The sequence below is a fragment of the Agarivorans sp. B2Z047 genome, assembly GCF_023373605.1.
GTDB lineage: Bacteria > Pseudomonadota > Gammaproteobacteria > Enterobacterales > Celerinatantimonadaceae > Agarivorans > Agarivorans albus.
Genome location: NZ_CP088080.1, coordinates 4,244,726 through 4,259,940 on the forward strand (window position 1 = coordinate 4,244,726; position 15,215 = coordinate 4,259,940).

Consider the following 15,215-nt stretch of genomic DNA (forward strand, 5'->3'; position numbering starts at 1 on the left):
TGTTTTGAAATATTCTTTGTTTTTAGGGTTAACAAAGGTTTGGGAAAACTCGGAGTGATGTCCTAAATAGATAAGAGTTAAGGGCTTTTCTGTTAGTTTAATATACCCCTCTTGCACAAATCTAGCCGCCCCAAATACTAAACTAATGAACGTAAGCAATAAAAACAGATTTATTCCTACTACCAAGCCGCGATGTAGCTCAAAGGTATGCGAAAACCAGCTGATTAACAGCTTTACCATGCTAATGTGGTACAGGTGACTTACAAGTGCATGTAGGCCTAAACTGGTGATTGTTAGCCCTATGATTAAACTGAGTTTTAATGTCATGATTACTTTGTTTAATAAGCACTCCACTATTTAGAGTAGAGCGCTTAGCCTTATTAGCGGGTTAAAATCCCTTTACCGTTTTCACGTCGGAACATCATTGGGTAGCTTTTGTATGAGTCGTTTGAATTAGTGAAGCCGATTGCATTACTGTCGTTTCCAATTTTTAAACTGACGAGTTTATGATTGTCCTCTAAAGTTATTCCCACTCCACTTGGCTTTCTGTCGTCCAATGTCCAGTCAGGATCGTCGATACTATTTTGCATTCCATCGCGAAGAAGCTTTTCAAGACCGCCTTTCTCATAATAAAAGGCCGCATCTCCTTCACGGTTGCGCTCGGCATACATTGGCATGATAGAATCAACATCGTTAGCAGCCAGTGCATCTTGTACTTTTTTGTATTCAACAAATAAGTCTTTTATTGCTGCCTCGTAATCCTCATCATTCATTTCATAGTAGTCTGGCAAAGTATCACTGTTAAAAAATGCCCATAATGGCAGGCTGTTAGGGATTCTTACTTGTCGTTTATATCTCATCGCACCTTCATATCTAGTTTCAGCCGTTTTAGATATTTCCTCCAAGGTAATATCGCCACTCCCAGCCACCACTTGGTTATCATCTGCTAAGCGATATTGACCTGCTGCAAGGCTCTCTGACATTTCGGTTTCAGCTTTAAGTTGTTTGCTATCAAACATTAATAATGGCAAACGGTAACGCACCTCTGAGTTATCTTCATCTTCAATTAATAAAGCAACTTTTATAAATGCATTGGGCATAAATTCACCGCCCCGCTCAGGTGGCAGAATCACAAATTTAAACTCACTTTGCTCAGGGTGCATCCACTGATTAACGACGAGGTTTACTGTGGTTTGGTTTGCGGCTGTGAACTCTCTGATTGCAGCAGCACCATTTACATCTACTTGATAACCAAGCCCGTAAGCGCTCAACTCTATTTTAAATACTGGTTTATTCTGTAACACCTTATTTTCTCCTGAAAAACTGAGGCTTGATATTATGATAAGTACAATGGCTGCTAGGCCCAAAAAAACATATTTTTGTTTAAAGATTAACATTGTCTAATGTCGCCCCTTGCTTGGATTTGCCAGTGTCAAATATGGTAATTGGTTCTAGCAATATCTTCTCCCCTTTGACTTCTTTTTTGGCGCTCATATTTTCCATTCCCCATATACCGCGACTAGGCTTTTCTGTGTTATTTGTTTTGCTTTCAGTGTCTTCCACCATCACCTTAGCGTGATAGCTATACACCAATTTAATACCACTGAATACCGCCTTACCTGCCATAGAGGGCTTGTTGTCAATTTCCGTCGCGTAAGCAGAAAACAGTAAGCCAACACCTTGTGCGCCTTCGGCCCCCTCAGCCTTTATTTCACTGCCAATTTGCACGCTAATAATAAACACTTCTACTTTTGCGTCTGTTACCGCTTTTAGGCCGATACCGATACCCGCTTCGACTTTACTGGCGTCTGCGCCTTGAGTGGGCAAGCAACTGCCATCGGGTTTAAATTCCCAGCCAAGCAAAGAATCTACACGCCCATCCATTGTGAGCTCTATTTCTACATTGGCACTGGCTTTCACTTTACCGCTGGAGGACTCTATTCCGTCTTTAGCCGCTTTTCTTGCTTCTAAAATGGGGTCAGCTAGCTTACCGGGAAACACTTTCTTAATGACTGCGGTAATAACATCACAAGTAAAGTTGAAGCCAATGAGCGGCTCAAACTTAAGGTCTAGATGACCTTGCGGGCCAACATCTGGGCTAGCATCCCGCTCCGCAAGCTTTAATCCGCCACCGATACTGAGCTTAGGAGGGGTAAAGCCTGACTTAAAAGGTTCATAGCCATGGTCGTCATCGGCTTGGCCAACTAACGATTTCACTTGTTTAATAATATCGTTTAGTTGATTTAAAAAGTTAGAAAAGCTGTTGTCAGCCGATGCTGTTTCGAGTGACCAATCTGACGCCCCCATCTTTCCTTTTAATGAAGATGTCACTTCCCACTTATCGTTGTAACCTAGGGTTAATCGCCCATCCCATTGATAAGGGGCGTAAGCATGTACTTCTGCAGAAGGATGTCCAGAGCTGCAACTTTGAGCTTTCAGCTGATAGCTTTGATAAGTGCCATACCCATTACTTATAGAGCCAATAAAGTCTTTTACGTTGGCTATTTGCCTTCCATCGCTTGATGGTGCGTTTACTGTAAACTTAAAGTTAGGCGCTTTTCGGTTACGCCAATATCTGGCCCGGTTACATTGATGCTCGGACACGTTGAACTACCGTTGGCACAAGAGCCTTGCTGTTTAACGATGATGCTATCTTTACCTACTACGGCAAAGCGCATTTTAGGTTTGCCTGCCTGAGATTTTAGTACATCAAACTCATAGCCCCTGCTTGCGTGCTCACAGCTAATACCAAAGGCAGTTCGGGTACACTCAGGAGTTATGTCAGCCGCAGTTTTAGGATTTAACCCAGCGTTCGTTAAATTAGTGTAAGGGGCGCTTGTAGGGCTTTCAGGAGTACAAACTGAGCTGTCCCGCTGGAACACGGCCCGTGTAGCCGCCACGCCCCAGTGAGGGTTCAACTTTTCTTTGGGCTTTTTGAGTATCTGAAGCTTGCTCCACAGAAGAGGCAGCTATAGGGATGGCGCCAGTTGCGCTAGTTGGTGGGGTAGGAGCGAAGCTTTTACCCTTGGGCGCCTTCACTTCACCACTAACAATACCATTGCTTAACCAGTCAATTTTCTGTTGCTCACTTTTATGGCTAGCCATGTAATCGCCAGACACCTGGAAGTACAACTTGTTCAGGTCTAACAGGTAACCACACATGGCGCTATGGTTTTGAGGTAATGACTGAGCCCAGTAAATATCTATACTGTTATTAACCAGCTCACCTAGGTTTTCCGTGTGGCCTGCATGTCTTGGCAAAAACATATAAGATTGACCAAAAACATCCACTAACAATGTTCGATAAAACTTTGACTGCTCAAAAGGGTTAGCGCTTGGATGTATTATTACCTCCCAAATACGTCATCGATTTTACTGCCTTAAGCATGCGGCTCCTTGCTTTATCCGATAAAAATTGACTTGAAAGTCAATAAGGCGATGATGCTATCAGGCTAATAACAAGGGAGTCAATATGGATGTTGAAGTACGCTTGAAGCTTATCGCTAGTGATGAGAAAAATTTGCTAAAAATACGAATTCAGTTTGAGTCATTTACGGTTTGAAACATTTAATAGTGCAGAATGTATGGTACGCCCCGTTTTGCAAGTGAACAAACAAAATAACAGAGTTGGTTTGCGCTAATGTATTCAAAGTCTATTGAGACTTTCATTCGCCCCAGTTCTACGATGAGATCCGCGCCAGATAGTCCTCATAAATGAGAAAGCACTTTTACTACTGTTCTGCCCTTCAGGTTTTCAATCTGGTGGGCTAGCCGTTTTGTCATCTTGATTTATCATATGCAAATCTTGGTTATGCTTTTACTTCAAATGCTTTGTGAGAGTTAATCACTAACCACTCTACACGAGCCAATTTATTAGCTAATGCGACAACAGCAACGTTGAATGGTTTGCGGCACTTAAAATCAATAAGCCACGAACCGAAGTAACGCTCCGCAGAAGCATCCCTCCACAATACAGCTTTAGTTGCATGCACAAATAATTCTCTTAGTTCTTTGTTTCCTCGCTTCGATATACCCAACAATCGAGGTTTCCCTCCCGTTGTATATTGAAATGGCACTAACCCTATCCATGCTGCAAAGTTTCGTCCATTAGCAAAGTCTTTGGGTCACCTACAGAAGATAAGCAACACGAAGCTGTCATAGGGCCTACATCTGGTATCGTTTGAAGCAAGGCATATAGCTCATTCTTTTTATTGAGTTCGATTAATTTTGGGTCTTGGACAGCGATCTTTTCATTTAACTGGTTGTAATCGTCCAGTTGGTCACGAAGCTTAAGAATGAGCAGTGGTGGGACTATAGCCTCTTTGTCTACTAGCCACTGGAACAACTTTTCATATTGGCATGGCCACGAGGAAAGCTGATGCCACTACACCACTACAATTGCCGCCAATTCTTGATGTATTCCAATTATTAAGCCTTTAAACATCACCTTTCCAACAGCTTTTCTCTGAAGCCAACGGGGTCTTTACGCAGCGCCTCATAAAAACTAACAAAAGCCTTATATTTAGTAGTTAACATCAACCAATCGGCAAGCAAAGGAAAGGAAACAAAGCGGAGAAAAAGCCACTTGTATTCGTGCTTAAACAGCAAAAGAAGCAAAGAGTAACAGGCTAGCTGAAAGTATATATTCCAAAGATTGATTTTGGCCGCAATAGGCTTGCCACGAACAATCAGTATATTTGGCACTACAATGCACAAAGTCATTACTAATATGCATACAAGAAAAAAGGTTCCAAACTCCTTTGGAGTGAACTCCCCAACAAATTATTGTGCCAATAGAATCAACAGTGGGCATAGAACCCCCGCCCCAAACATAATGAACATAATTACCGCTATACCAACAACAAAGTTAAGTAAAGAGTTTTCATATTTATCAAACAAAGCTATCTAACATCAGGGCCTAACGACACGTCTTTGAAACTCCTTCCAAGCTACTTTAATACTCAATTAACGCAGAAGAAAACAACCCGCACATCAACAATAAGAAGCTAACGAGCATCAATTTGTAGGTTTTCTGAGTTTTTGCGTCAATAAGCTCTCTTTTTTCAAACAATCCGAACCTCTTAGCATGCCTGTTGCTCATGAATACCGTTCCGTATTGCAATACTCCTTGAACAGCTAAAAAAATGTTTAGTGAAAATACCTTCTGATCGTCTAATCGTTCTTCTATTTCAACTAAACTTGTGCTCATAAGTCTCGCAACGACCACTAGCCAAACAACAAAGCCTAAGCCGCTAAAAGCAAATAAAAATAGGAAAAATGTTTGTATTGATGACATATATAAACCTAAAGGAAACTTGAAGCATTAAAATCCTTGTAATACAGCAAGTTACCACTCCCTTTCATCTTATAAATTGATTCACCTAGTGCCTTACCTGGAGAGCTTAGAGCCTTTGCCCCAATAACTCCTCCAGCCCCTCCAGCTGCAATAGCGCACCAAAAAAAGCTTGTACCAGAGCTGGGTAAGCCAAAAATGATAGTGCATACTCCCCAAGTTGCTAATGAACCTCCACCAGCGCCTCCAAGGACACCACCAACGGCACCACCTGTCTCTACATACTTAGACTTATTACAAGCTTCTTTGTCATCTTGCTGACAAGCTTGAGCAATATTGGCGGTTGCTTCAACACCAGCAAGTGCGATCCCCAGATAGCCTACCCGTTTTAAGTTGCCAGCCGTTTTTGCAATTTGTTGGTATTGTTTACTCAGTTGAGGTATTGAGTCGGCAACGGTTCCAGCTTTTCGCCACTGGTGCACTATACTTTTTGTACTAAGCCCTAGGTTAGATTTTAGATTGCCAGCTAACAGGCCCGCTCCAATATTCGGTTGCGCGACCCGATTTAGCGCCTTATCTAAACGAGCTAGAAGTTGATTTCTTTTTACCAGAAATGCGGGTGACTTTAATTTTCCCTTAGCCTTCAAGTCGTTAACGTACAGATTGTCGATCTCTTTAAGGATAAGCTTGACTTGACTAACATGAGCATTCCAGATGTTATTACTGTTACCTAAGAGCAACCCATTGTATTTAGCAATATTTTCAATAGTTTGGTAGTGCTTAGCCAGCGTTTTTCTTTCTTCCTGACTCATGTTTTTTCTAATCTTTTCGATCTTCAGCGCTTCTTGATAAAAAAACTCTTCTTCAAGAGTACATTGATTAGAATTTGCTGGGCTGATTAAAACAACCTGTCCAACCTGAGCTACCCCACCAACAATATGACGAATAACACTGATAAAGTGCTGAATGGTGACCTCAGAGGGGGCTTGATACAATTTCGAAATAAGAGAGTCTAAAGATGTCAACTCTTCAACAACATGAAAAAGATATTCATCTTGTATATCAAGCTTTTGAGCAGTTCCCATAAAAATTGTTCCTTCAAGAGTTTATCTACTGAGCTTTCTATCATAAATGATGAAATATGTATAGACTCACCTAAAAGCTTGAATTAGATACATAAATCCTAAGCCAGAATTCAATCTACACTTTGCAGTCACAAACTTGAGAAGTACACCAATGTAGTGGTCAACTAAATTTGGCCACCCCGTTATAAGTTTTAAAGTATTGTTGCTCGGCTTTCGAGGGCGAAGTGCCCCCGTTATGCTGATGCGGCCTATGCCGATTGTAATAGCCAACAATGTACTGCGTTATTGAACTTGCTGCCTCAGTAAACTTCTTATACCCAACTCTTGGCATCCATTCTGTTTTGAAACTGCGAAAGAACCTCTCCATTGGGCTATTATCCCAACAATTACCTCGTCGACTTAAGCTCTGCCGTATACCATAACGCCAAAGCTGCTGCCTAAATGATTGGCTGGTATAGTGACAGCCTTGGTCACTATGAAATAACAGCTTACCTGGGCGTTGTCGGCTTTCAAACGCCATCCTTAATGCCTTTTTCGTTAGCTCACTATTGGGGCTGGAAGATGTGGTCCAGCCAACCGCCTTACGAGAATACAAATCGAGCACTACCGCAAGGTAAAGCCACTTTGAGCCTGTCCACACATACGTGACATCACCGCACCAAACTCGGTTTGGCGCTTCAGGATTGAATCGACGCTCTAACACGTTAGGAATACTCAAGTGCGCTTTTTCAGCTTTAGCGTATTTGTGAGTAGGTCATTGTCTGCTCACAAGCTGCTCTTGTTTCATTAATTTGTTCACCAACCATCTACTCACTTTAAAGCCTGATGTGGCCAGTAACGATACCAAGGTTCTTTCACCCGCAGAGCCACAGCTAACGCCAAACCAGCGTCTTAATTCAGCAATTAACTTCACTCGCTGAGGTTGTAGCGTAGGTGGGTGCTTATGCCAATATCTGTAGCTACTGCGATGGATGTTAAACAGGCGACATAACCGAGCGACACCCCAGCTCTCTTGAAGGTAGCTAACTAGCGAATACCTTTGATGGAGTCCTGCATCAAGAGAGCGGACGCCTTTTTTAGGATGAGGTTATCCTCTTCGAGTCGCTTAAGTTTTCGTTCAAGTTCACGAATTTTAACTTGGTCTGGTGTAAGAGGGGTTGCTGATGAGAGTTTGCCGTTACGCTCATCACGTAACTGACGGGCCCATTTATCTACAGTCGATTTACCAAGTCCTAGACTCTCGGCAACATCTCGAATGGTACGCCCTTCATCGACTATCTGTTGGGCCACTTCCAGTCGGAACTCAGGTGAATATGTTGGTCTTGTTCGTTTTGTCATAAATTCCCTACCTAATAATGGTGATGATATCACCTCTAATTAGGTGGCCAAATTCACTATGCCACTACAAACATTGCATTATTTTTATATCCAATTTGGGCCATTCGGCCATCTTCACCCAAGCCTAATCCTTCAGCAGTACGTTCAAATCCAAGTGCAACATCTTGCCCGACAGAATACATTCCTCTTCCTAACGCAGTCGACATATCTACAACACTATCAATAACAGACATCAAGCCTCCTTTTCACAAATATTTAATTATCGCAACTTTGCAAACTTAGCTACTTTAAAGGTCGCAAACTTACTGTGTATTTAAGAGCCATCAGGCATCAAAAACTCTAACAATCATATATTAACAACCCTCACATTAATAACAAAAAACTTAATAAATTTAATTTCCCTGATGGAAGTCTCTTCCCCTTCATTATCGCCGAGTCACGCAAGTGCCAAGCGATTAAGTCGAGCACTGTTTGAGTGTAGCGAGTAGTGCAGGTGCGCTTGGCACTGGGTGGCGACATGGGAGCCAATAATCAGCAGCGCAAAGGCTAAGCGCATCGCACAATCTGAGGTCTAGCCGCTTCCTCACTTCTGGCGCACCGCTTCCTCACTTTGTCGATTGCGCTACATTCGTTCACTATCAGAGACGGCAATGTATCGTTTCAAGCAACTGCTTAGCGACAAGTTGAGTTTACGTTGCTACAACGCCCAAGTCGGCGAAATAATGCTGGAGTGTTTACGTTGAATAAGATGAGCAGGCTAGGTATGCCTGCTCGTCAGTTAGTGGGGTAAACAGGTGGAAGTCCTGGGATTACTGCGTTCGTGGCTCTGAATTGATCAACAACGCCATTTAGATCTAGTTAGTTTTGCTTATCGCACCTCTAACAAGGTGTCGGGGATAATTAGAACGTTACACTCCCCACAACCCAGCCCACGACATAAAAAATGGCAGCACATGCTTTCCATGCGCTGCCACTGTTTAGCCTTACTTGTCAGCCCCAAGGACTTAGCGCAATGCGCTATAAGTGGGTTTTGCTGAGCTCTTTAAGTACAGGGGTAAGCTCACTTTGCACGCTGCTGCTGTCGCCGCCAAAGTTTTGACTCCCCCAGGTCACCACACTGCCATCTGCGCGAATGGCGGCAAAGGCATACCTTGTTGCCGCAATGTGTTGCACATCATAAAGCTCACTTTGCACGCTGCTGCTGTCGCCGCCATTGTAGCTATCCCCCCAGGTCACCACAGAGCCATTGGTGCGAATGGCAGCGAAGGCATAGTTTGTTGCCGCAATGTGTTGCACATCATAAAGCTCACTTTGCACGCTGCTGCTGTCGCCGCCATTGTCGCTATCCCCCCAGGTCACCACAGAGCCATCGGCGCGAATGGCGGCAAAGGCATACTTTGTTGCCGCAATGTGTTGCACATCATAAAGCTCACTTTGCACGCTGCTGCTGTCGCCGCCACTACCCCAGGTCACCACGGAGCCATCGGCGCGAATGGCGGCGAAGGCCCTGCCTGTCCCCGCAATGTCTTGCACATCATAAAGCTCACTTTGCACGCTGCTGCTGTCGCCGCCATGGAAGCTATCCCCCCAGGTCACCACGGAGCCATTATCGCGGATGGCGGCGAAGGCCTTGTCTGTCCCCGCAATGTGTTGCACGTCATAAAGCTCACTTTGCACGCTGCTGCTGTCGCCGCCATCGTTGTAATTCGCTCTCCCCCAGGTCACCACAAAGCCATCGGCGCGAATGGCAGCGAAGGCAGTGGCTGTTGCCGCAATGTGTTGCACATCATAAAGCTCACTTTGCACGCTGCTGCTGTCGCCGCCACTACCCCAGGCCACCACGGAGCCATCGGCGCGAATGGCGGCGAAGGCAGTGGTTGTTGCCGCAAAGTGTTGCACATCATAAAGCTCACTTTGCACGCTGCCGCTGTCGCCGCCATTGAAGCTATCCCCCCAGGTCACCACGGAGCCATTATCGCGGATGGCAGCGAAGGCCCCGGCTGTCCCTGCAATGTGTTGCACATCATAAAGCTCACTTTGCACGCTGCTGCTGTCGCCGCCTCTGTCCCTATCCCCCCAGGTCACCACGGAGCCATCTTTGCGGATGGCGGCGAAGGCAGGGTATGCCCCCGCAATCTCATGCACGCCTTCAAGTTCGCTGAGCGCGTGCCCTCGGGCGTACCGGCAGGCATTGCCGCCTTGCACGCCGGTGTTTTGCGCGGTGCAGTAACGGTTTTTCACGGTCACCTCCACGCCGAGAAGCTCAGACCAGTCGGCGGCGTTGGGGGTAAAGGTGTTGTCACTGCCCTTGCTTCGCGGAACGCCATTCACTTCGAATTGATAGGTGGTGCGTGCGCTATCACAATCCTGGCAGTCTACGCCTGCCTCAAGCTTGCCGCCCACCTTAGTAAGGGTGAAATCATTCAAGGTAGGGGCGGCGGGCGCATTGAGGTGAACGCGCACCTCACCCACCGCTGAGCTGCCACTGCTGTCCTCAACAATGTAATGCAGTATATCTTCACCGTGACTGATGTCTTTTGGGGTATAGGTGAAAGATTGCGCCCCCGGCGTGAAGTCCACCACACCTAGCTTTGCGCCAACCACGTTGGCTAGGCCCACCTCAAGCGGAGCACTGTTACTGATGTGTTGACTTAGGTCCACGCTCACCGCGCTCGCATCCATGTTTATGCTACCCAGGTCAAGGTCACCCGCAGTCACCGTCGATGACACCGCAATCGTTATCACGCCGCTGCTTTGTGCCAAGCCATCACTGACGGTGTAAGGGATACTCTGGGTGCGCACGACCCCATTGGGCCTGTAAGTGAGCACCAAGTCTTGCTGTGATAGCGTTGCCGGCGCGCTAACCGCCCCCACATCCGTTAAAAGCACAGCATCGCCATCGGGATCAGACACATGGGCAGCCAAATCGATGTCGATGGACGCATCCCCGGCATCCAAGGTGTAAGCGAGCGAGGGGGCACTAGGAGCTTGGTTCTCCAAGCTAACCGTCACGGTATTTTGCGCATACCCACCACGCCCATCGGTGACCACGTACCAGAACTGGTCTTTGGCAACTTGAGTACTGGCGCTGTAGCGAACGGTAAGGCCACCACTAACGGAAGCAGGATTGGCGCCAGCGTACACCTGGACGAGATAAAGGTCATCACCGTCAGCATCGCTTACCCAAGTACTCAGGTCCAACTCAAAGCCTTGCTCAGGTTGGTTGACTACATCTGTCAGGGTAAAGGTGAAGGCGCCCGCCTGCGCATCCGGTATTTGGTTGGGCGCAGAAGCATCGCTCACCGTAAACACCAGAGACGCTATCGCACTTCCGCCATTGCCATCATCCACCACGTACACCACGTCATCCACACCAATAAAGCCCGCGGGGTCATAAGTGATAATATGGCCTTTCACGCTCGCGCGTGTGGCATTGCCATAATACAGTGAAACGCTCAGTGGGTCATTATCCGCATCGGCCACCAAACCTTCGGCCATCAAGTCCACGGTGATAGCAGTGGCATTGTCCGTGGCGCGCATCGCATCACTTGCCGTGGGTGGGTTATTGCCCATAACCGGCTCTGGTGCCACGTGGACCACCACCGAACCCAGGGCGTAACCGCCACGCGCGGTTTCCGCAATATAACCCATGGAGTCAACCCCCACAAAGCCTGCGGGTGTATAGACCAGTTGTGAGCCTGATAAACTAAAGCGCGGGTTATCGCTCAGCATACGGAACGTGAGTGCCTCTCCCTCAGGGCTTGAAGCGTAATCGTGTAAATCCAAGCTATGTGTCAAATCATCATGCGCCATATCCAAACTGATGTTTCTGGCGTAGGGAGGAATCACATCGGCAGCATTGACAGACACCAGCACCTCGCCCATGGTTTCACTCTCTGGTGCCACCGCTTTATAGGTAACGCGCGCGCCACCAGGGCGCAGCGCCTTAAGCGTGATAGCCGTGTCCGTTGCGCCCTCGGCCGAAACGCTGTCGCCATCAACCCCTTGTACAGATAGTGACCATGGGCCCTCAGAGTTGACCACGTCACTCAAATCAACGGTAAGGACAACACCCTCTTCGAGCGCTACAGTGGTCGGTGTGGTGGTGATGGGAGGAGTCAGTTCCGGCACCGGGGTATCAAAAGTAAGGGTACCCTGTGCGGTGCGCCCAGCCTCGTCACGAACAACATAACTTACCGCATCTCTGCCGCCCAAGTTAGGCGCCTGATAGGCGAGCGTGGTTGGGCTGGTGATGCGCGCGCGGCCTGCCGCTTGGTGTAATCGCGCCAAGCCGGCATGATGCCCACCTTCAACTAGGGTGGAAATGTCAACAGTGGCCTCGTCGCCCGCGGCGATCATGACCACCTTATTGTTGGCCACCAAGTCACTACCCGGGGCATTCGCTGTCACCGACACATACGAAACAGCCACGCCGCCGTGTTCATCTATTACGCCGTATTGAGCAACTGCGCTCCCCTCATCAGAGGAAGCGTGGTACGACACGTGCATTCCATCAACGGAGAACTTTTCACTGTTACTCTCAAAAAACGCCAAAGACAAGACGTCGCCCTCTGTGGTACTGCTGTAGTCATGCAGGTCAATGTTGACCACTTCGCCGTGCAGGGCGTCTTTTATTACCGGAACTGCCGTCGGCGTAGGGTGCGCAGGGGCGGCTTCAGCGATCACCACGGTGAGCGATGAGCTCAGCTCATATTCACCATACTGTACCGTCCACGACAAGGTGTCGATCCCTACTGTATCCGCCTTCATGCGAATGCGTGATGCGTCCACGCTAACGTCGCTAACTAAACCCTTCTCGGGCTCACTCACGCCCACAAGGGTCCAGTCATCCCCCATCACAAACGGGGCAACATCAACGGTGAATGTGGCACCTTGATTAACCGGCGCGCTGATGGGGCTAAGCTTCTCTGTCGGTGCGGGCGATGGCGATGGCGATGGCGATGGCGAGTCTCCGCCGCCACAAGCGGCCAAGGTGGCCGCACCTAAGAGCAGCGCAGCCTTAGGCAAGCTGGAATGTTTCGAGTCTCGCATAAAAACCTCAGGATTAAACTAGTAAATAAAATTGAACCACCATAATTATGCAAAAGTCTGGCGCACGGCAGCGTATCCTAATGGTATCAGGACGCATAGAGCAAAAAAAACACTTACCGTCATCCATGAGGCAGTACGGCTTTACGTCACCAGGTCAATCTTACGTGCTTCTCCTTCGTAACAAAGTGTGGGTGAACAAGCAACTTCTGGTTGAATGCCAACAGAGCGCTCTGCTAAGCCTGCCCTGGATAAAACAAGTAAGGTAGCTAGGGCATTGCGTAAGCGCTCAACGTCAGGAGAGTTGCTTTGCAAAAAAATTAGAAAAACCCACCTATAGCGCATTGCGCTAAGTCCTTGGGGCTGACAAGTAAGGCTAAACAGTGGCAGCGCATGGAAAACATGTGCTGCCATTTTTTATGTCGTGGGCTGGATTCTCAGGCCTTACCAAAGCTTTAACCCATCACATTAGTGATTGTACTGTTGCAACGTCCGTTGAGATCTGGGTTATCAGATTCACACAGGAATAACTCGATCTCTAGTGTGGGTAATTCCTCTAACTGTTGTCGATAACTAAGGAACTCATCTACCACTTCAATATTTAACAAAGCTTCAACTTTCTTTTTGGATCTAAACGTATCTCATAGTCTTTAAGCAGCTTAATGTTCTTAAGCTTTATCTTAGTAATTTGCAGCATTAACAATGCCTTGTTCTTTTATGTGGAATTCGATAGGTGACTAGCCCAGCACTTGAGCTGTTAGGAGTTAACTGTTCGCAAAAGTGCATAAAGCGTTATGCGTAGGGAGCTAAAACACCATCCAGATAGCCCTGAGAAAATGTAGCCTTAACATTTCGATGTCTAATCGTACCTGCGTGACTATCAGGTAGAGATGTGTAGCCAATCTGAAGGCTCTGAGCTTTGAAAGTCTTAGGGGATAGCCTTGATTGTAGGCACGACCAGCATACTTATGTCTGCCATTGAACTTACTTTGGTCTTGAGGCAGACCCTTGAAATTAGGGGCATATCGATTTTGATCAACCTCACAACTTGGGAGTTAGTTCAATTTGGTTTAGGAAATGGCTCCGTTAGTGAGTTCGAAAATAGAAGAGCTTGGTTTTTTCCTGTTCATTAAAACATTTTTTTCACCAACGATGTTCAGAATTACCAACTCTTTTCAATATGGTAATTAAATGCTCTTTACTTACAGGCTTGGATATAACTCCATCCGCTCCGGAGTTTTTAGCTCTATCTAAATCTTCTGTTGTTGTGTTTGTAGTGGCATAGTGAATTTGGCCACCTGATTAGAGGTGATATGATCGCCTCACAACAATACAGGTGAACCATGACAAAACTTACCAGACCAACTTTCAGCCCCGAGTTTAAGCTTGAATCTGCACAGCTAGTTATAGACCAAGGCTATTCAGTTCGAGAAGCGGCTGAAGCGATGAATGTTGGTAAATCCACCATGAATAAGTGGGTTCGACAATTGCGTGAGGAGCGAGCTGGGAAAACACCTAAAGCGAGCCCACTGACGCTCGAACAAATTGAAATCCGAGAACTGAAAAAGAAGATTGCTCGCATTGAAGAACACAACGAAATATTAAAAAAGGCTACAGCTCTCTTGATGTCAGACTCGCTGAACAATTTTCGCTAGTCGAGAAACTCAGGAAGAGCTTCAGCGTGAAAACGCTGTGCCAAGTATTCAGTGTTAACCGAAGCAGTTATAAATATTGGCGTAATCGGCCAAATGACATTTCACCTGGGCGAGTTAAACTAGATGGTCTAGTTCGTGAAGCCCACGCAGCAAGCCATGGCTCGGCTGGTGCAAGAACCATTGCTGATATTGTTTCGACTCTAGGTGAAAAGCTTAGTCGCTATAGAGCAGCTCGAATCATAAAACGTCTTGGGCTTGTGGGTTGCCAGATGCCTAAGCACTCATACAAAAAGAGTGGCGAAGAGCATGTAGCTATTCCAAACCACCTTGAGCGGCAGTTTGTAGTGACCAGAGCCTAATCAAGTTTGGTGCGGTGATGTCACTTATATCTGGAAGGTAGCGCCTTCAATAAGAAGCCGAATATACGTACGCATCTTAACTTTTATTGAAATTGTCACTTTGTAAAAACGTGGATCCCATATACACTTTGGACATTTCCGAGATAGAACTTCAAGCCAATGTTCGTGAAGACAGATAAGTTAAAATATCGTAGCCGTCTAAAAGTATGAGAAACTCTGCTGTCGACGGACTATCAAACTTACTCGGAAACTACTATTTTTATGTTGTATCAACAAATGTGGAGGCTAAAGCTTGACCGTTTACCGCTGCATTGCAAGAATCAAAGGTGGTAATTAAGTCAGGCTATGAACAATAACCTTTAATCACTTAAACAGTTCGAAACCACTCGCTTTTTTCTCTCACATAGAAAATATTAAAACTATCAATTAATATGGA

Annotated in this window: 8 protein-coding genes and 4 pseudogenes; 3 read left to right on the top strand and 9 right to left on the bottom strand. The window is 46.4% G+C overall.

The features are described from left to right. Positions 1-380: 380 nt before the first annotated feature. The 8 genes and pseudogenes from LQZ07_RS19590 to LQZ07_RS19625 all read right to left on the bottom strand — a co-directional run bounded on the left by LQZ07_RS19590 (position 381) and on the right by LQZ07_RS19625 (position 7,949). Positions 381-1,397: a hypothetical protein gene (locus LQZ07_RS19590; protein ID WP_152786484.1), complete on the bottom strand. Its 1,017-nt coding sequence runs from the start codon at positions 1,395-1,397 to the stop codon at positions 381-383. After that, entirely contained in the window at positions 1,384-2,604 is a 1,221-nt protein-coding gene (locus tag LQZ07_RS19595) for a hypothetical protein (protein WP_249483298.1), read from the bottom strand. The genes LQZ07_RS19590 and LQZ07_RS19595 overlap by 14 nt, the downstream gene beginning before the upstream one ends. 243 nt (positions 2,605-2,847) lie before the next feature. Further along, the gene (locus tag LQZ07_RS19600; RefSeq protein WP_152786540.1) at positions 2,848-3,267 is read right to left on the bottom strand and encodes a hypothetical protein; all 420 of its coding nucleotides are present in this window, start codon (positions 3,265-3,267) and stop codon (positions 2,848-2,850) included. Positions 3,268-3,809: 542 nt separating this feature from the next. Further along, positions 3,810-4,383 (bottom strand): annotated as a pseudogene (locus tag LQZ07_RS19605) (transposase); the annotation flags it as partial. 571 nt (positions 4,384-4,954) lie between these two features. After that, positions 4,955-5,296 carry a hypothetical protein gene (locus LQZ07_RS19610; protein ID WP_152786466.1) on the bottom strand — a complete coding sequence of 114 codons (342 nt, stop codon included), beginning with the start codon at positions 5,294-5,296 and terminating at the stop codon, positions 4,955-4,957. Between the two features lie 8 nt (positions 5,297-5,304). Then, complete coding sequence (locus tag LQZ07_RS19615; RefSeq protein WP_152786464.1) at positions 5,305-6,378, bottom strand: hypothetical protein; 1,074 nt, start codon at positions 6,376-6,378, stop codon at positions 5,305-5,307. A 160-nt stretch (positions 6,379-6,538) separates the two neighbouring features. Then, positions 6,539-7,716: pseudogene (locus LQZ07_RS19620) on the bottom strand (IS3 family transposase). A gap of 56 nt (positions 7,717-7,772) precedes the next feature. Next, positions 7,773-7,949, bottom strand: a complete 177-nt coding sequence (locus tag LQZ07_RS19625; protein ID WP_194164260.1) for a hypothetical protein — start codon at positions 7,947-7,949, stop codon at positions 7,773-7,775. 396 nt (positions 7,950-8,345) lie between these two features. Between LQZ07_RS19625 and LQZ07_RS19630 the strand changes: the two are divergent. Beyond that, positions 8,346-8,506 (top strand): annotated as a pseudogene (locus LQZ07_RS19630) (IS5/IS1182 family transposase); the annotation flags it as partial. Positions 8,507-8,733: 227 nt separating this feature from the next. On the opposite strand, the gene LQZ07_RS19635 reads toward LQZ07_RS19630, so the two are convergent. After that, positions 8,734-12,507 carry an Ig-like domain-containing protein gene (locus tag LQZ07_RS19635; protein WP_152786462.1) on the bottom strand — a complete coding sequence of 1,258 codons (3,774 nt, stop codon included), beginning with the start codon at positions 12,505-12,507 and terminating at the stop codon, positions 8,734-8,736. A gap of 121 nt (positions 12,508-12,628) precedes the next feature. Here LQZ07_RS19635 and LQZ07_RS19640 point away from each other — a divergent pair, with 121 nt between their 5' ends. Together LQZ07_RS19640 and LQZ07_RS19645 are read left to right on the top strand one after the other, a co-directional pair. After that, positions 12,629-12,790 carry a hypothetical protein gene (locus tag LQZ07_RS19640; RefSeq protein WP_194164259.1) on the top strand — a complete coding sequence of 54 codons (162 nt, stop codon included), beginning with the start codon at positions 12,629-12,631 and terminating at the stop codon, positions 12,788-12,790. 1,318 nt (positions 12,791-14,108) lie between these two features. Further along, positions 14,109-14,813, top strand: a pseudogene (locus tag LQZ07_RS19645) (IS3 family transposase); the annotation flags it as partial. Positions 14,814-15,215 lie beyond the last annotated feature (402 nt).

Bases quoted from the DNA above. Each gene is read 5' to 3' on its own strand.
- LQZ07_RS19590 (WP_152786484.1), bottom strand. From the start codon at position 1,397: ATGTTAATCTTTAAACAAAAATATGTTTTTTTGGGCCTAGCAGCCATT.
- LQZ07_RS19600 (WP_152786540.1), bottom strand. From the start codon at position 3,267: ATGTTTTTGCCAAGACATGCAGGCCACACGGAAAACCTAGGTGAGCTG.
- LQZ07_RS19610 (WP_152786466.1), bottom strand. From the start codon at position 5,296: ATGTCATCAATACAAACATTTTTCCTATTTTTATTTGCTTTTAGCGGC.
- LQZ07_RS19615 (WP_152786464.1), bottom strand. From the start codon at position 6,378: ATGGGAACTGCTCAAAAGCTTGATATACAAGATGAATATCTTTTTCAT.
- LQZ07_RS19625 (WP_194164260.1), bottom strand. From the start codon at position 7,949: ATGTCTGTTATTGATAGTGTTGTAGATATGTCGACTGCGTTAGGAAGA.
- LQZ07_RS19640 (WP_194164259.1), top strand. From the start codon at position 12,629: ATGGGGCTAAGCTTCTCTGTCGGTGCGGGCGATGGCGATGGCGATGGC.